Raw genomic sequence first — 16,308 nt, 5'->3', positions numbered from 1 at the left:
CGGCGGCATGGAAAAGAAGAAACCCTCCCGCCAGCAAGTCTATACCCTGCTTGTCCAGATCGGCCGCAAGGACGGGGACGGCCTGCCCGACGGCGCCACCGGTGCCGCGCTGATGATCTATGCCTCCGGCGTGGACGAAGCCGAGGCGGTGCGCGAGACCGTGGCGATCCTCAAGCAGGCCGATACCGCGCCGCTGGATGTGACCGGCTACGGCACGCTGGAAGAGCGCGAAGCCGAAGGCCATGAGATCGGCGAAGAGGAACGCGGCCTGATGCAGCGGGCGCTGGAGGAAAACGCGGTGATCGTTGCGCAGATGACCCCGTTCTTCGACGGCGAGGAGCCGGTGTTCCACTAAGGCCCCGGCCTCAGTTCTGGCTGCCGAACCATTTGCGGTAGAGGGCGTCATAGCTGCCGTCCTCCTGCATCGCCAGCAGCGCCTGGTTGACCTCCTCCACCAGCGGGGAGCCGGCCGGGAACACCAGCCCGTAGTTTTCCCGCAGGAAGGGCTGGCCAACGGTGTAGCCAAAACGGTGGCCGCCTTGCTGCACGTAGTAATTCAGCACCGGCGCGTCAAAGACCACCGCCGTCACCTCGCCGCGCTCGAACCCTGCCAGCATATCCTCCAGCCCGGCATAAGCGGAATAATCGATTTCGCGCCGGTTCAGGAACCCGGCTGCGGTGGAGCCTTCGATCGTACCCACCGACTTGCCATAAAGATCGTTCACCGAGTTCACCGAGCCGCTGATCGCCTCCACCGTCATCACCGCGGTGATCTTGGCGACGAAGACCGAGACGATGAACAGAGAAGACACCACCAAGACCACGCCGAATACGCGGCCCACGGGCGTGCGCGGCACACGTTCCTCAAACCCGCCGTTCACCACCAGGTTCAACGCCCACCAGAAGGAGGGGAACCAGGCCTCTTGCAAGGGCCGGTCGAAATAAGGCTGGGCGCGGCGCTCAAAGGCCCACATCACCATGCCGCCGCCGAACAGCAGCAGAAAGGCGACGCCGATGGCCGCAGCCAGGTCCCACGACAGCAGCGCCCGCAGCAGCGACGGCTGGCGGACGTCATCGGCCTGCACCATGATCTGCAGGCCGCTTTCGAAGATCGGCTGGCTGAAGTCCATCAGCACCTCGCGCCGGGCGGTGATCGAGATGTTGGCGGCGGCCAGATCCGCCTCGCCGCTGCTGACACCGCCCAGCATGTCCGCAAAACTGTCCGTGCGGTTGATGCGGTACTCCCAGTTCAGCCGTTCTGCCAAAAGATTGAGGAGTTCCAGCGAAAACCCGGTGTCCGCCCCGTCGTCCAGCATCGAGAATGGCGGCCGGGTGACGGTGTTGACCGTCAGCACCTGCGCAGACAGCAGTTGCCCCCACAACAGGAAACAGGTGGCGGTGATCAGGCGGAGGTACAGCACTGGAACGCTCGGATGGGCCTCTGGAACGGTTTCAAAGTCCTTAGGCGGTTCGCCTTTTTCACGCAAGCGCCTTGGCGCGAACGGGTAAACGCCTGTGGCACAGGCGCAGACAGACAGCCGCGCTTCCTGTTTCTGTTGGGCTCAGCCGGGCACGTGCCTGGATGATCCCCCAGCACGGCTGCGGCTTCTGCTCCGCTTGCACTGGCGTGAATTGCGCCGTGTGCCGATCCGCGCTAGGCCTGTGGCCAACGGAACATCAGGAGCCTTTCCATGCCGCAAACCGACCCCGCCCGTCTGACCGCCGATCTGATCCGCTGCCCTTCGGTCACGCCGGAAGAAGGCGGCGCGCTGGTGCTTCTGGAAAAGCTGCTGAGCGCGGCAGGCTTTGACTGCACACGCACCGACCGCGGCGAAGTTTCCAACCTGTTTGCCCGCTGGGGCGCCAAGGGGCACGCCAAAACCTTCGGCTTCAACGGCCATACCGATGTGGTCCCCTTGGGGGATGAGGCCGCATGGACCATGCCGCCCTTTGGCGCGGAAGAGAAAGACGGCTTCATGTACGGGCGCGGTGCCACCGACATGAAATCGGGCGTTGCCGCCTTTGCCGCCGCCGCCGTGGATTTCGTCAAGGAGACACCGCCGGACGGCGCCATCATCCTGACCATCACCGGCGACGAGGAAGGCGATGCGGAGGACGGCACCACCGCGCTGCTGGATTATATGGACCGCGAGGGCGAGAAGATGTCGGTCTGCCTGGTGGGCGAACCCACCTGCCCCGACGAGATGGGCGAGATGATCAAGATCGGCCGCCGCGGATCGCTTACGGCCTGGTTCACGGTGACCGGCGTGCAGGGCCATTCCGCCTATCCCCACCGCGCCAACAACCCGCTGAACGCAATGGCGCGGCTGATGGACCGCCTGGCGAGCCATGAGCTGGACCAGGGCACCGAACATTTCGACGCGTCCACCCTGGCGGTTGTCACCATCGACACCGGCAACACCGCCACCAACGTGATCCCGGCGCAGAGCCGTGCCACCGTGAATATCCGCTTCAACGACGCCCACACCGGCGCCAGCCTGACGGAATGGCTGCAGGATGAGGCGGACAAGGTGGCGGCGGAGTTCGGGCTGGAGATCGCTGTGCAGGTGAAAATCTCCGGCGAGAGCTTTATCACGCCGCCGGGGCCGCTGTCGGATCTGGTCGCCGAAGCCGTTGAGGCGGAGACCGGCCGCAAGCCGGAGCTGTCGACCACCGGCGGCACCTCGGACGCGCGGTTTGTAAAGGACCATTGCCCGGTGGTGGAGTTCGGCCTGGTGGGCAAGACGATGCACCAGGTGGATGAGCGGGTCGAGGTCGCGCAGGTTCATCAGCTGAAGGCTATCTACACCCGCATTCTGCAGGACTATTTTACCAAGGTGTGACTTCACGTGAACCGCACCCTGATCATCATGGTCAAGGAGCCGCGTCCGGGGCGGGTGAAGACCCGCTTGGGCCGGGATATCGGCGTGATCCCGGCCACCTGGTGGTTCCGGCACCAATCCGACCGGCTGATCCGGCGTCTGCGGGACCCGCGCTGGCAGATCGTGCTGGCGGTGGCCCCGGACCGGGCGGTGAACTCGCGGGTCTGGCCCGCTGACATGCCGCGCTTGCCGCAAGGCAGCGGCGATCTTGGGCAGCGGATGAAGCGGATGCTGACCATGCCCGGCCAATTGGCCGGGCAGCGCCCGTCCCGCCCCCCCAAGGGGCGGGCGCTTTACGCCCTCCCCGCGCGGGTCGGGCGCAGTTCCGGCAAAAGAGGCGGTCCCGTCTGCCTGATCGGTGCCGATATCCCCGGCATCACCCGAGCCCATATTGCCCGCGCCTTCGCTGCGCTTGGCGATCATGACGCGGTCTTTGGCCCCGCGGATGATGGCGGTTACTGGCTGGTGGGCGCCAAACATCCCTCCCGCCTGCCCCATGGCCTGTTCGGCAATGTCCGCTGGTCCACGGAACATGCGCTGGCCGATACCCTGCGGACCCTGCCCGGCTGGCGCATTGCGCTGACCGATACCCTGCAAGACGTCGACACTGCGGCTGACCTGCCGCGATGCTGACTGCGCGCTTTTCTCCATGACGCCGCACCGCCGCCGTGCTACGCGGGAAACATGAGCCGTATTCCCTCCAAGGCCGAAATCCTCGACTGGATCTCCGCCAACCCGACCCATACCTCCAAACGCGACATTGCCAAGGCCTTTGGCATCAAGGGCGCCGACCGCATCGACCTCAAGCGCATCCTCAAGGAGCTGGAGGCCGAGGGCCACTTGCAAAAGCGCAAGAAAACCTACCGCGACCCGGACCAGCTGCCGCCGGTGACGGTGCTGCAGGTGAAGGCGCCGAACGAGGATGGCGACCTCTATGGCCGCCCGCTGGAATGGCACGGCGAGGGCGTGGAGCCGATCATCCTGATCCTGCCCAAAGCCTCGGACCCGGCTCTGGGCGAAGGCGACAAGATCCTGGCCAAGCTGCAAGCAGTGCCCGATCAGGACCACAACTATGAGGCGCGGCTGATCCGCCGGATCGGCACCAGCGCGAAACGGGTGCTGGGCATCTTCCGCGCAGGGTCCGAGGGCGGGCGCATCGTGCCGATCGACAAAGCAGCTTCGACGGAATGGACCGTGGCGCCGGATGCTGCGAAGGGCGCCCGGGACGGGGAACTGGTCGAGGCCGAACAGGTCGGCCCCAAGGGCCGCTTGGGCCTGCCGCGGGCGCGCATCGTGGAACGGCTGGGCGACCCTGCGGCGCCCAAGGCGGTGTCCCTGATCGCCATTCACCAGCACGGCATTCCCGACCGCTTCCCCGACAAGGTGGTGGCCGAAGCCGATGCGGCCAAACCAATGGGCCTGAAAGGGCGCGAGGACCTGCGCGATCTGCCGCTGGTCACCATCGACCCCGCCGATGCGCGCGACCATGACGACGCCTGCTTTGCCCATGCTGATGACGATCCCAAGAACCCTGGCGGCCATGTGATCTGGGTGGCGATTGCCGATGTGGCGGCCTACGTGCGCCCGGGCTCGGCGCTGGACCGCGAGGCGCGCAAGCGCGGCAACTCCAGCTATTTCCCCGACCGGGTGGTGCCGATGCTGCCGGACCGGCTGTCGGGCGATCTGTGCAGCCTGCACGAAGGCGTGCCGCGCGCCTGTATCGCGGTGCGGATGCAGGTCGATGCCGAGGGCCACAAGATCGGGCACAAGTTCGTGCGCGGGCTGATGCGTTCCGTGGCCTCGCTGAACTACGCCGAGGTGCAGGACGCGCAAGACGGCAGCCCGAACGACAAGACCGCGCCGCTGCTGGAGGATGTGATCAAGCCGCTGTTTGCTGCTTATAAGGCTCTAACAAAGGCAAGAGCCGCACGCGAACCGCTGGATCTGGATCTGCCCGAGCGCAAGATCGTGCTGGATGACGACGGCCATGTGACCTCGGTCGCCTTCCGCGACCGGCTGGACGCGCACAAGCTGATCGAGGAGTTCATGATCCTCGCCAATGTCTCCGCGGCCGAAACGCTGATCCAAAAACGCTCGCCGCTGCTGTTCCGCGTGCATGAGGAACCGGCGCCGGAGAAGCTGGAGGCGCTGCGCGAAACCGCGCGCGCGGCCGGCCTCAACCTGGCCAAGGGGCAAGTGCTGCAGACCCGGCATCTCAATGCGCTGCTCAATCACGCGGCGGGCACGGATGATGCGGAGTTGATCAACATCTCCACCCTGCGCTCCATGCAGCAGGCCTATTACAATCCGGAGAATTTCGGCCACTTCGGCCTGGCGCTGCGCAACTACGCGCATTTCACCTCGCCGATCCGCCGCTACGCGGACCTGATCGTGCACCGCTCGCTGATCTCGGCGCATGGCTGGGGCAATGACGGGCTGAGCGCCGAAGAGATCGAGCGGCTGGAAGAAACCGCCAACCATATCTCCGATACCGAGCGGCGGTCGATGATTGCGGAGCGCGACACCACCGACCGGTATCTGGCCTCCTACCTCAGCGAGCGGGTCGGCAATGAATTTGAGGGCCGGATCAGCGGCATCGCCCGCTTTGGCGCCTTTGTGAAGCTGGACGAGACCGGCGCCGACGGGCTGGTACCGGTGCGCTCGATCGGACGGGAGTTCTTTCATTTCGACCCGCAGGCCGGCACGCTGACCGGGTCTGACACCGGTTTGACCCTGGCCATCGGCCAGCGGGTCACGGTGCGGCTGACCCAGGCGGCGCCGGTGACCGGCGGGCTGGAGCTGGAGCTGCTGGCGCTGGAGAATGCGCCGATGCCAGCCGGGGGCGGCCAGCGCGGCCACCGCAGCCCGGCAGGCCGGACCGTCAAGCGCAAGGCGGCAAAGTCCAAGCACAAGGCTGCCAAGGTGAAACGCAAGGTGGAACGCAAGCGGCCGAAATGAGCGGCTGTCCCCGAGGGGACAGTGCGCAGTTTTGTCAGGCCGGGATCTCCAGCGGCGGCCGGATACGGTAGGTCAGCGCCCGCTTGATCAGCCAGCCGTGACGGACCGGCTCTACCTCCCGCGGGTTGTTGAACAGAACCGCGCGGGTGCCCTCGAACCGGTCCCAGGCAGGGAAGGCCGCGGCGAATTCCGGGATCAGCCGGCTTTGGCAATGCACAAACAGGGCAAAGCGCGCGCCTTTGGGTATGCCCAGCCGGATAGTGGAACCAGTCTTGCTCTCGGGCGTGAGGTAGGACGGCTGGCCCCAGCGCAGGGCCTCCTCGATCCGTCCGGCCTCCGGCGTTTGAGCGGCGGTGTCAAAGATCAGCCGCCGCAGCGCCAGTAGGCCTGCGCGGGCCTGCACGTCGGGCACATCGAATGCAGCTTCAATATCGGGGCTGGCAAAAGGCGGGATCATGGCAGCGGGACCGTCTCAAATACCCGGTTAACATAAGGCTTGAGCACCGCATCGTCGAGAATGCGGGCCACCAGGGCTGTCCGGACCGGGGTCGTCCCCATTGCCTGCAGCATGGAGGCGACGCTGAAATCGGCGCTGGATATCTGTGAGCCGAACAGGAAGTCCTGGCCTTTCAACAGGGCTGCGATGGCGGTCAGATCCTGGTTCGCGCGCTGGTTCCGCTCATCCTCGCTGAACCTTGCAGTGCCTTGAAACGTCAGCCCCTTGTGAACGGAGCGGCGGATGGCACCGGTGACGGGCCGGCGGATCAGCGCCGGGATTTCCTGAAAGTACTTGTCGCGGATCACGGGCCAGACCGCGTCGTTGTCCCAGCGGTCGCGCACCACGTGGAAGTAGAGCGTATCTTCTGCCATCCGGATCAGCATCTGCCCCTGCGCCCGATCTCGTGCGCCGAGGGCGGCGTCAAAGTCGGTGCCCTGCTGCTCCAGCCAGGCGCGGATGGCGCTGCTGTCCGGCACCAGTCCGCCGGGGGTGCGCAGCACCGGCAGCTTGCGGTGCGGCATCCCGCTGGGGTTGTTCAGGTCCTTGCGTGTCCAGCTTTGGCCGGAAAAGGCCAGCAACAGAGCCGCTTTGACGCAAAACGGGCTGAGGCTGAAGACGGCGCCGTTGCGGGGATAGGTCAGTAGGGTCAGCATGAGGGGTTCCTGTCGTTTCGGGCTGGGGGCAGATTAGATCCGCATGGTGACAAAAACTGTCATGAGGCGTAGAGAGAACAGACTATGTCCCGCACGCACCGTCTCTTTCAGCTGATGCAAGCCCTGCGCCTGGGGCCCGGCCCGCATACCGCGGCGGAGCTGGGCCGCGACCTGGGCGTATCGGCCCGCAGCATCCACCGCGACATTGCCACGCTGCGCGAGATGGGGGCGGTGATCGACGGCGAGGCAGGCTACGGCTTTACCCTGATCGAGGACAATGCGCTGCCGCCGATGGGCTTTCGCGACACCGAGCTGGAGGCGCTGGTGCTGGGCCTGCGCGAGGTGGAGCTGATCGGCGATCCGGAACTGGCCACCGCCGCCTCGGAAGCCTTGCGCAAGCTGCAGGCGCGGCTGCCGCCGCGGCAGGCGCACCGGCTGCGCCATGCGGTGCTGGCGCCCTACCGGTTCGACCGCCCGGTGCCGCCCGCGATTCCGGCGCAGGACCTGCGGCAGGCGGCCTGGGACGAGGTGGAGGTGCGGTTTGGCTATACCGACGGCCATGGCGCGGTGACAGAGCGGCAGGTGAAACCCCTGAGCGTTGTCTACTTTGACCGCTCCACAGTGCTGATTGCCTGGTGCGGCCTGCGCGACGCGGTGCGGGTGTTCCGGCTCGACCGGATGCGGGGGCTGGAAGTGACGGACCAGAGCTTCCGCCCGCACCGGGTGCCGATGCTGCGCGACGCGTTGGAGCAAATGCGCGAGGAGCGGCAGGCGGCCGCCCGCACATGCAAGGACTGACCTCTTTACCCAGGCTCCGCCGCCGTTAAACTGGCGGGGAGCAGTGTATAAAGAGGTGCATCATGCGCAGATGGGTTGCGGCGTCCCTGGTGGCAGGCGGGGCCATGGCGGCACAGGCCGCACCGGACGATTCCCTGAGGCCCGCCCAGCGGCCGGAGGCGGCCAGCCAGGAACAACAGTATGACAACTATCAGCTTGCGTCCGCCGCCACGGATTTGCGGCCCGCGGCGCGGCCTGCGGTCTTGAAACAGGCCGAACCTCAGCCAGCGGCGGCAGAGCTGAATTTCCAAGGCTGGATCCAGGGGTTTCGCGACCGCGCCCTGGCCCAAGGCATCAGCGCGCCGGTTTTGGACAGCGCCTTTGCCGGTGTCAGCTATGATCCGGAAGTGATCCGGCGCGACCGGAATCAGTCGGAATTCACCAAGACGATCTGGGAATACCTGGACAGCGCCGCCTCGGAGCTGCGGGTGAAAAACGGCAAGGCGGCGGTGCGGGAGAACCAGGCGCGGCTGGATCAGATCGAGGCCAAGTATGGCGTCGAGAAGGAAATCGTGGTGGCGGTCTGGGGGCTGGAGAGCAGCTATGGCACCTTCCGCGGTAAAATGGATGTGATCCGCTCGCTGGCGACCCTGGCCTTTGACGGGCGGCGCGGTGCGTTTTTTGAAGGCCAGCTGGTGGCGGCGCTGAAGATCCTGCAGGCAGGCGATGTTGCCGCCCGCAAGATGACCGGCAGCTGGGCTGGTGCCATGGGGCACACACAGTTCATCCCGACGTCTTATCTGGATTACGCGGTGGACTTCACCGGCGACGGCAAGCGCGACATCTGGTCGGACAACCCGGCGGATGCGCTGGCATCCACCGCGGCCTACCTCAAACAGTTCGGCTGGGTGAAAGGGCAGCCCTGGGGGGTGGAAGTGGCGCTGCCCAAGGGGTTTGACTACACCTTGGCCGACCGGGACATCGAAAAGCTGCCATCGGAATGGGCGGCCTTAGGCATCAAGGGGCTGGACGGGCGCGCGGTCACGGATCACGGGAAGGCCTCGATCCTGCTGCCGGCGGGCAGTGCGGGGGCAGCCTTCATGATCTTCCAGAACTTTTCCGTGCTGGAGCGCTACAACACCGCGGACGCCTATGTGATCGGGGTCGGGCATCTGGCCGACCGGATCAAGGGCGGCACGCCGATCCAGAGCAGCTGGCCGCGAAGCGACCGGGCGCTGACCCGGGCGGAGCGGGAGGAACTGCAACAGCGGCTGAGCTCAGCCGGGTTCGATACCGAGGGGGTCGATGGCCGGATCGGGCCGAAGACGATCGGCGCGGTGCGGGCCTATCAGGTGGCCAATGGATTGACAGCCGACGGGTATGCTTCGCCACGGCTGTTGCAGCGGCTGCGGTAAGAGGCGCGCGGAGGGGGCCAGCCCCCTCTTGGCCTGACGGCCAATTCACCCCCGGGATATTTTCAGCCAGATGAACATGGGAAAGGCCCCGCCTAGCGGGGCCTTTTAAGGATTGGCGTCTCTGCTTGGCGATCAGCTGGGCGACATGCCGCGCAGGCGTTCGGAGCGGCGGCGCAGCATCTCGACTGTGGTCAGGAGCGCGATGGAAATCACCACCAGGATCGTCGCCACCGCAAGAATGGTGGGCGAGATCTGCTCGCGCAGGCCGATGAACATTTGCCACGGCAGCGTCTTCTGGCCGGCGGAGCCCACAAACAACACCACCACCACCTCGTCGAAGGAGGTGATGAAGGCAAACAGGCCGCCGGAGATTACACCCGGCAGGATCAGCGGCATCTGCACCCGGAAGAAGGTGGTGACGGGCCCTGCGCCCATGTTGGCTGCCGCGCGGGTCAGCGAGCGGTCGAAGCCCACCAATGTCGCGGTGACGGTGATGATCACGAAGGGGATGCCCAGCGCCGCATGGGCCAGCACCACGCCGAAATAAGTGCCTTGCAGGCCGATCCGGCTGTAGAAGAAATACATGCCCGCGGCCGAGATGATCAGCGGCACGATCATCGGCGAAATCAGGATCGCCATGATCGCACGGCGGAACGGCACGTGCGGCTGGCTGAGGCCGATGGCCGCAAGGGTTCCGAAGCCCACCGACAGCAGCGTCGCCATCGGTGCGATCTTCACCGAGTTCCACAGCGCCTGCTGCCAGTCGTCGTTGGTGAAGAAATCGCGGTAGTGCTTGAGCGAATAGCCCTCAGGATCGAAACGCAGCATTTCCGGGGTGAAGGTGAAGAAATCCTGGGCGTTGAAGCTGAGCGGCATCACCACCAGGATCGGTGTGATCAGGAAGACGAAGATCACCCCGCAGATCACCCGGAAGGTATAGTGCCACAGTACCTGCCCCGGGGTGAGATACGGCGCCAGATGGGCGCGGTAGCGTGAGGTTGCGATCCAGAACACGAACCAGCCGGTAAACCAGCCGAACAGTGCCCCGATCACCGCGGCGACGAGACCGCCAAGCACGAAGCCCGCCGCCGCGAAGACCGCAACCAGCAGCCAGCGCAGCGGGGTTTCCTTGTCCGTCAGCCCGGCAAAGACGAAGCCGATCACGCCCAGCAGCGCCGCGCCGATCAGCACCCCCAGCAGGCCGGAGCCCTGGGCGGTGCCGACGAAGAGGCCGAAGAACGCCCCCGCGGCGGCGGCAGTGGCTGCCGTGAAGCCGGGGGTTTGGTTTTCAACAGGTGTCAAAGCCATTTCGGTTATCCCAGTTTCACGTTGTCGATGCCGACGATCTTGTCATAGGCCCAATAGAGCGCCAGGACGATCACCAGAAGGATGGTGCCAAGCGCGGCCGCAAGACCCCAGTTCAGCGACTGCGAGATGTGGAAGGCGATCCGGTTGGAGATGAAGACGCCCTTGGTGCCGCCGACCAGTTCCGGTGTGATGTAGTAGCCGATGGCCAGGATGAAGACGAGGATCGACCCCGCGCCGATACCCGGCACCGACTGCGGGAAATAGACCCGCCAGAAGGCCGTCCAGTTGGTTGCGCCCAGCGATTTTGCCGCCCGCAGGTAAGTGGGGTTGATGGTCTGCATCACCGAATACATCGGCAGGATCATGAACGGCAGCAGGATGTGGGTCATCGCCACGATGGTGCCGAACTGGTTGTTGATCATCACCAGCCGGTCGCTGTCGCTGACCAGGCCCAGCCAGACCAGCGTGTCGTTGATCACACCCTGCTGCTGCAGCATCACTTTCCACGCCGAGGTCCGCACCAGAAGCGAGGTCCAGAACGGCAGCAGCACCAGGATCATCAGCATATTTGCGGTGCGCGACGGCAGGTTCGCGAGGATCCAGGCGACCGGGTAGCCCAGCACGATGCAGCTGCAGGTGATCGCCAGCGACATGATCAGCGTTCGCAGGAACAGGGTGCCGTAGATACGCTCGTCCTCGGGCCGCAGCTCCGGCCCGTCCGGGCTTTTCTGCAGGTCGGCGGCGTTCAGGAAGTAGCCGTTGGTGTATTTGCCGGCATAGGTCTTGAGCGTGCGCCAGACCTCCGGATCGGCCCAGTCCTTATCCATTTTGACAAAGGCGTCACGGGCGGATTCAGTTTCCATCTGGCCGGATTCGATCAGTGCCGCGGCTTCCTGCAGCAGGCGCTGCGCGTCGCCGCTGAAGGCCTGCGCCGCCTGCGGGTTGGCCGCCAGGTCGGAATGGAGTGCCATATAGACCGGTGCCCAGGGCTCTTCCTCGGCCGGGCTGTCGTTATCCTCTTCCTGGATGGTGCGCGCAAAATTCATGTAGGCGCCGCTGGCCTTCGGCAGCGCGTCGTGGGCCGTCTCAGACAATTGGAAGGGCGGTTCATCCCCGGCGCCCGCACGGCTGGCCAGCCACTCCGGGTCGGCAAAGACCGACATGAAGGTCTGCGGCTCTCCCCACGCGGGATCAAGCGCCGCGAATTGTTTCAAATAACCCTCGCCCACTTCATCGACGCGGCGGCCCGCCTTGCGGAACAGTGAGGAAATGCCCGGCGTTTCATAGTTCAGCCGGGTGCCGACGCGGGTGTGCTGTTTGCGCTCGGCGGCCACGACGAGGTCGTAGGCCAGTGCCTCATAAACCGCGTCGGGGGGTGCTTCGCCGCTGTCGGCGTCCCAGTCCTGCACCGCCACCACGGTCTGCGGAAGGGTGTCCTGCACAATGCGGTTCTCAACCGAGCGGAACAGCATGTCCGCAATCGGGAGAATGAAGGTCAGCAGGACAAAGAGCAGAAGCGGCGCAATCAGCATCAGCGCGCGGATCTTCTGCATCCGGAGGGCCCGGGCGAGGCTGCGCTTCAGCGGCCTGCCGTCGGCGGCCAGCACCGGACCGGATTGGGTGATGTCACTCATGGGGTTCCCCGTCGGGTCTTTTATTTTGTGGGGCGGGGGCCTGCGCATGGCGGCCCCCGCCGGGCCTCTCATCAGGAGGTCAGATTACTTGGCCAGCCATGCCTGGAACTTGGCGTCCAGATCATCGCGGTTGTCGGCCCACCATTCGTAGTCATAGGTGTGGACGTTGCCCGCGTTTGCCGGATCGGTCGGCATATGCGGCGCCATCTCGATGCCCAGTTCGGCATGCTTGCCGACCAGCGGTGCCGAGGAGGCACGGGCCGGGCCGTACGAGATGTAAGCAGCCTGGTCAGCCAGACGCTGGGTGTCGGTGGCGAACTTCAGGAAGTCCATCACACGTGCCTTGCGGTCTGCAGGCAGGCCTGCCGGGATCACCCAGCCATCAAGGTCAAAGGACTGCATGTCCCAAAGCATGCCGATCGGCTGGTTCTGCTCGGCGATTGCCGAGAACAGGCGGCCGTTGAAGGTCGAGCCCATCACCACTTCGCCATCGGCCAGCAGCTGCGGGGTTTCGGCGCCCGCGGTCCACCAGACCACCTGGTCCTTGATGGTGTCGAGCTTGGCCAGCGCCTGGTCAACACCTTCGTCGGTGCCCAGCACGTCGTAGATCTCGTCCTTGGCGACGCCGTCGCAGTACAGCGCCCATTCCATGTTGTCGATCGGACGCTTCTGCAGCGAGCGCTTGCCCGGATACTTTTCGGTGTCGAAGATCGCGCAGACTGAATCCGGCTGGTCGATCAGGTCGGTGCGGTAGCCGAATGTGGTCGAATAGACGATCTGCGGCACGAAGCAGTCGCTGACGATCAGGTCGCCGAAATCTTCGGACGCCGGGGTGCCGTCGGGTGCAGCAGCCAGAACTTCGTCATGGTCGATTTCTTCCGCCAGGCCTTCGTCGCACAGGCGCATGGAGTCAGAGGCCACGGCATCCACCAGGTCCCAGGTCACGTTGCCGGCTTCGTTCATGGCGCGGATTTTTGCCACGGCTTCGGCCGAGCTTTCGTCCCAGATGATTTTCACGTCGGGGTTCTGCGCCAGATAGGGCTCGACATAGGCTTTGTGCTGGCTGGCCTGATAGGCACCGCCCCAGGATACCAGAGTCAGCTCATTGGCCATTTCCTCGGCAAAGGCCGAAGGGGCGCAAAGGGCGGTAGTCACCGCCAGTGCGGACATTTTGCTGAGTTTCATAGAGAGTCTCTCCTTGTTGAATTTCACAAATGTGAAGCCCCCGGTCGTTCTTCTGCCGGGGGTTCAGCGCGCGCGGATCAGGCGTCCAGCGCGCGGCAGTCTTCCGGCAGCCAGCCGATTTCGATCTGCTGACCGGGCTGCAGCCGGACTTGGTCCGGGGCATTCCGGGTCTTGATGATAAATTCATCATTGCCGGCCACCCGCAGACGGGTGCGGAAGATGTCGCCCATGTAAATGAACTCCAGCACTTCCGCCTTTAGCGTGTGGACGCCTGCCTGCAGGCGGTCCTTGTTGTATTCCACCCGTTCCGGACGGATCGAGACGCGGGTGCGCTCGCCCGGCTGGGACACGTTGACCGGCTTGCAGTCGATCAGCTCGCCATCGTCCAGCTGAACCAGTGCAATCCCGTTCTTGATTTCCTTGACGGTGCCTTCCAGCGTGTTGTTTTCGCCGATGAACTGAGCCACGAAGCTGTTTTCCGGGCTTTCATACAGCTGGTCCGGCGGCGCGATCTGCTGGATGCGGCCGTCGTCAAACACCGCAACGCGGTCCGACATGGTCAGCGCTTCGGTCTGGTCGTGGGTCACATAGACCACGGTGATGCCGAGGCGGTGCGCCAGATGGGTGATCTCGAACTGCATCTTCTCGCGCAGCTGCTTGTCGAGCGCGCCCAGCGGCTCATCCATCAGCACCAGTTCCGGTTCGAACACCAGCGCCCGCGCCAGCGCGATCCGCTGCTGCTGGCCGCCGGACAGCTGGGCCGGGCGGCGGCCGCCAAAGGCCCCCATTTCCACCATGTCCAGCGCCCGCTTCACTTTTTCTTCGCGCTCGGACTTGCCCATGTTGCGGACTTCGAGCGGGAAGGAGAGGTTTTCCGCAATCGTCATATGCGGAAACAGGGCGTAGTTCTGGAACACCATGCCGATGCCGCGCTTGTGCGGCGGGATGTTGTTGATCGAGGTCCCGTCCAGGCGGATGTCGCCATGCGTCGCGGTCTCAAACCCTGCCAGCATCATCAGGCAAGTGGTTTTCCCGGACCCGGACGGGCCAAGCATTGTCAGAAATTCGCCCTTGGGCATGGTGAGGTTGAGATCTTTGACAACGAGATTTTCGCCATCGTAGCTCTTTTGGACACGTTCGAATTCAACGAACGCATCAACGTTTGACGCATCAGCCAAAGCAGGCTCCCCGTAGTTTTGTCATCCGGCAGATTTTCTCTGCGCTTGTTCGAAGTTAATCACACCAAAGCTACCAAGCGCTAGGTATGAAAAAAATATTCTTTCAATCGCTGGAGTACGAAATTCATACTTCGGCCTCCTGCCCCAGGAAAAAGAATACCCTTACGGAAGCCTAGTCCCGTTGCGCAAGGATCAACCGGACATTTTGCGACGCACCCCGGACATTTTGCGCCGCCCAATGGAATTCACCGGCCCGAAAACGACGCTTTCAGCCCCGTCACCGAAGAAAAGGCCCGGCAGACAGGCTGCCGGGCCGCAATGAGTCGCGAGCTGGACCGGCGCGGCTGCGGCGCCGGAGAGGAGAATCAGGCGCTGTGCATCAGGTCCTGCGCCTTCAGCTCGGCATAACATTCATCCAGCGATTTGGTGGCGCGCTCGATCAGCACATCGATCTGCTCCGGGGTGATCACCAGCGGCGGTGAGATGATCATCCGGTCGCCGACATGGCGCATCACCAGGTTGTTGGCAAAGCAGCGCTCGCGGCAGATGTAGCCGACGGTGCCAGCCTCAGAGGCAAAGGCGGCGCGGGCCTCCTTGTCGGGGGTCAGAGCGATGGAGCCCATCATGCCGGCGATCTTGGCCTCGCCAACCAGCGGGTGATCGGTCAGCGCCTCCCATTTCCGCTTCAGATACGGCGCCGCCACGTCGCGCACATGGCCGAGGATGTTTTCCTCCTCCAGGATGCGCAGGTTTTCCAGCGCCACGGCCGCGGCAACAGGATGACCGGAGTAGGTGTAGCCGTGATTGAACTCGTCGCTCGCGATCACGGAGGCAACCTCATCGCTGACGATCGAGCCGCCGATCGGCGCATAGCCGGAGCTGAGCCCCTTAGCGACGGTCATGATGTCGGGGCGGATGTTCAGGGTCTGGCTGCCGAACCAGTTGCCGGTGCGCCCGAAGCCGCAGATCACCTCATCCGCGATCAGCAGGATTTCGTATTTGTCGCAGATGCGCTGGATTTCCGGCCAGTAGCTGTCCGGCGGCACGATGACACCGCCGGCACCCTGCACCGGCTCGGCGATAAAGGCGGCGACGCGGTCTTCGCCCAGCTCCAGAATCGCCTCTTCCAGCTCGCGGGCGCGCTGCAGGCCGAATTCCTCCGGCGGCATGTCACCGCCCTCGGCCCACCAGTTGGGCTGGTTGATGTGGTGAATATCCGGGATCGGCATCCCGCCCTGCGCGTGCATACCGCTCATGCCGCCCAAGGAGCCGCTGCCGACGGAGGAACCGTGATAGGCGTTCTTGCGGCTGATGATCACGGACTTCGACGGTTTGCCCTTCAGCGCCCAGTAATGACGCACCATGCGGATGTTGGTGTCGTTCGCCTCAGAGCCTGAGCCGGCAAAGAATACATTGTTCAAATCACCCGGCGCCAGTTCAGCGATTTTGGCAGCCAGCGCGATGGCAGGCACGTGGGTGGTCTGGAAGAAGGTGTTGTAATAGGGCAGCTCGCGCATCTGGCGGGCCGCGACCTCCGCCAGCTCCTCACGGCCATAGCCGATGTTGACGCACCACAGGCCTGCCATCGCATCAAGGATCTGGTGGCCCTCGCTGTCGGTCAGATGCACGCCGTCAGCCCGGGTGATGATGCGCGCGCCCTTCTGCGACAGCTCGCCGTTGGCGGTGAACGGGTGCATGTGATGGGCCGCGTCCAGCGCCTGCAACTCGGAAGTCGGCATGTGGTTGGTGATCACGGTCATGGGACTCGCTCCTGAGAAAAACTGATTGGCCCCAGAATATGATCAAATTCTCGGGTGTC

At 64.5% G+C, this 16,308-nt stretch carries 14 protein-coding genes; 6 read left to right on the top strand and 8 right to left on the bottom strand.

Annotated features, from left to right (window positions below; genetic code table 11):
• Positions 1–7: 7 nt before the first annotated feature.
• Positions 8–355 carry a DUF8846 family protein gene (locus PHA8399_RS18160; protein WP_027245100.1) on the top strand — a complete coding sequence of 116 codons (348 nt, stop codon included), beginning with the start codon at positions 8–10 and terminating at the stop codon, positions 353–355.
• 10 nt (positions 356–365) lie between these two features.
• Here the strand turns inward: PHA8399_RS18160 and PHA8399_RS18155 are convergent, their stop codons facing one another.
• Entirely contained in the window at positions 366–1,421 is a 1,056-nt protein-coding gene (locus PHA8399_RS18155; RefSeq protein WP_058287512.1) for a transporter substrate-binding domain-containing protein, read from the bottom strand.
• A gap of 270 nt (positions 1,422–1,691) precedes the next feature.
• On the opposite strand from PHA8399_RS18155, the gene dapE reads away from it, so the two are divergent.
• From dapE to rnr, 3 genes are read left to right on the top strand one after another with little or no spacing between them, the layout of a single operon-like run.
• The gene (gene dapE, locus PHA8399_RS18150) at positions 1,692–2,843 is read left to right on the top strand and encodes a succinyl-diaminopimelate desuccinylase (protein ID WP_058287511.1); all 1,152 of its coding nucleotides are present in this window, start codon (positions 1,692–1,694) and stop codon (positions 2,841–2,843) included.
• Between the two features lie 6 nt (positions 2,844–2,849).
• Entirely contained in the window at positions 2,850–3,515 is a 666-nt protein-coding gene (locus PHA8399_RS18145; RefSeq protein WP_058287510.1) for a TIGR04282 family arsenosugar biosynthesis glycosyltransferase, read from the top strand.
• 51 nt (positions 3,516–3,566) lie between these two features.
• Positions 3,567–5,840, top strand: a complete 2,274-nt coding sequence (gene rnr / locus PHA8399_RS18140; RefSeq protein WP_058287509.1) for a ribonuclease R — start codon at positions 3,567–3,569, stop codon at positions 5,838–5,840.
• 34 nt (positions 5,841–5,874) lie between these two features.
• Here rnr and PHA8399_RS18135 read toward each other — a convergent pair whose 3' ends face one another.
• Together PHA8399_RS18135 and PHA8399_RS18130 are read right to left on the bottom strand one after the other, a co-directional pair.
• Positions 5,875–6,297 (bottom strand): DUF1801 domain-containing protein, encoded by a 423-nt coding sequence (locus tag PHA8399_RS18135; protein WP_058287508.1) that lies wholly within the window; start codon positions 6,295–6,297, stop codon positions 5,875–5,877.
• Positions 6,294–6,992, bottom strand: a complete 699-nt coding sequence (locus PHA8399_RS18130; protein ID WP_058287507.1) for a glutathione S-transferase family protein — start codon at positions 6,990–6,992, stop codon at positions 6,294–6,296. The genes PHA8399_RS18135 and PHA8399_RS18130 overlap by 4 nt, the downstream gene beginning before the upstream one ends.
• Before the next feature lie 84 nt (positions 6,993–7,076).
• On the opposite strand from PHA8399_RS18130, the gene PHA8399_RS18125 reads away from it, so the two are divergent.
• Together PHA8399_RS18125 and PHA8399_RS18120 are read left to right on the top strand one after the other, a co-directional pair.
• Positions 7,077–7,790, top strand: coding sequence for a helix-turn-helix transcriptional regulator (locus PHA8399_RS18125; protein ID WP_058287506.1), 714 nt, complete (start codon positions 7,077–7,079; stop codon positions 7,788–7,790).
• Between the two features lie 62 nt (positions 7,791–7,852).
• Positions 7,853–9,184 carry a lytic murein transglycosylase gene (locus PHA8399_RS18120; protein ID WP_058287505.1) on the top strand — a complete coding sequence of 444 codons (1,332 nt, stop codon included), beginning with the start codon at positions 7,853–7,855 and terminating at the stop codon, positions 9,182–9,184.
• Positions 9,185–9,316: 132 nt separating this feature from the next.
• Here the strand turns inward: PHA8399_RS18120 and PHA8399_RS18115 are convergent, their stop codons facing one another.
• The 5 genes from PHA8399_RS18115 to PHA8399_RS18095 form a co-directional block, all read right to left on the bottom strand.
• On the bottom strand, positions 9,317–10,492 hold the full coding sequence (locus PHA8399_RS18115; protein WP_058287504.1) for an ABC transporter permease: 1,176 nt from the start codon (positions 10,490–10,492) through the stop codon (positions 9,317–9,319).
• A 5-nt stretch (positions 10,493–10,497) separates the two neighbouring features.
• Positions 10,498–12,126 (bottom strand): ABC transporter permease, encoded by a 1,629-nt coding sequence (locus tag PHA8399_RS18110; RefSeq protein WP_058287503.1) that lies wholly within the window; start codon positions 12,124–12,126, stop codon positions 10,498–10,500.
• Positions 12,127–12,210: 84 nt separating this feature from the next.
• Positions 12,211–13,311, bottom strand: a complete 1,101-nt coding sequence (locus PHA8399_RS18105) for an extracellular solute-binding protein (protein WP_058287502.1) — start codon at positions 13,309–13,311, stop codon at positions 12,211–12,213.
• Positions 13,312–13,388: 77 nt separating this feature from the next.
• Positions 13,389–14,489, bottom strand: a complete 1,101-nt coding sequence (locus PHA8399_RS18100) for an ABC transporter ATP-binding protein (RefSeq protein WP_058287501.1) — start codon at positions 14,487–14,489, stop codon at positions 13,389–13,391.
• A 365-nt stretch (positions 14,490–14,854) separates the two neighbouring features.
• On the bottom strand, positions 14,855–16,249 hold the full coding sequence (locus PHA8399_RS18095; RefSeq protein ID WP_058287500.1) for an aspartate aminotransferase family protein: 1,395 nt from the start codon (positions 16,247–16,249) through the stop codon (positions 14,855–14,857).
• Positions 16,250–16,308: the final 59 nt, after the last annotated feature.

Origin of the sequence: Leisingera aquaemixtae, from assembly GCF_001458395.1 — a bacterium.
Classification (GTDB): Bacteria; Pseudomonadota; Alphaproteobacteria; order Rhodobacterales; family Rhodobacteraceae; genus Leisingera; species Leisingera aquaemixtae.
Note: the sequence above shows the minus strand (reverse complement) of the source record. Positions and strands in the feature narration are given on the sequence as shown.

Bases quoted from the DNA above. Each gene is read 5' to 3' on its own strand.
- PHA8399_RS18095 (WP_058287500.1), bottom strand. From the start codon at position 16,249: ATGACCGTGATCACCAACCACATGCCGACTTCCGAGTTGCAGGCGCTG.
- PHA8399_RS18135 (WP_058287508.1), bottom strand. From the start codon at position 6,297: ATGATCCCGCCTTTTGCCAGCCCCGATATTGAAGCTGCATTCGATGTG.
- PHA8399_RS18105 (WP_058287502.1), bottom strand. From the start codon at position 13,311: ATGAAACTCAGCAAAATGTCCGCACTGGCGGTGACTACCGCCCTTTGC.
- PHA8399_RS18120 (WP_058287505.1), top strand. From the start codon at position 7,853: ATGCGCAGATGGGTTGCGGCGTCCCTGGTGGCAGGCGGGGCCATGGCG.
- rnr (WP_058287509.1), top strand. From the start codon at position 3,567: ATGAGCCGTATTCCCTCCAAGGCCGAAATCCTCGACTGGATCTCCGCC.
- dapE (WP_058287511.1), top strand. From the start codon at position 1,692: ATGCCGCAAACCGACCCCGCCCGTCTGACCGCCGATCTGATCCGCTGC.
- PHA8399_RS18115 (WP_058287504.1), bottom strand. From the start codon at position 10,492: ATGGCTTTGACACCTGTTGAAAACCAAACCCCCGGCTTCACGGCAGCC.
- PHA8399_RS18130 (WP_058287507.1), bottom strand. From the start codon at position 6,992: ATGCTGACCCTACTGACCTATCCCCGCAACGGCGCCGTCTTCAGCCTC.
- PHA8399_RS18110 (WP_058287503.1), bottom strand. From the start codon at position 12,126: ATGAGTGACATCACCCAATCCGGTCCGGTGCTGGCCGCCGACGGCAGG.
- PHA8399_RS18160 (WP_027245100.1), top strand. From the start codon at position 8: ATGGAAAAGAAGAAACCCTCCCGCCAGCAAGTCTATACCCTGCTTGTC.
- PHA8399_RS18125 (WP_058287506.1), top strand. From the start codon at position 7,077: ATGTCCCGCACGCACCGTCTCTTTCAGCTGATGCAAGCCCTGCGCCTG.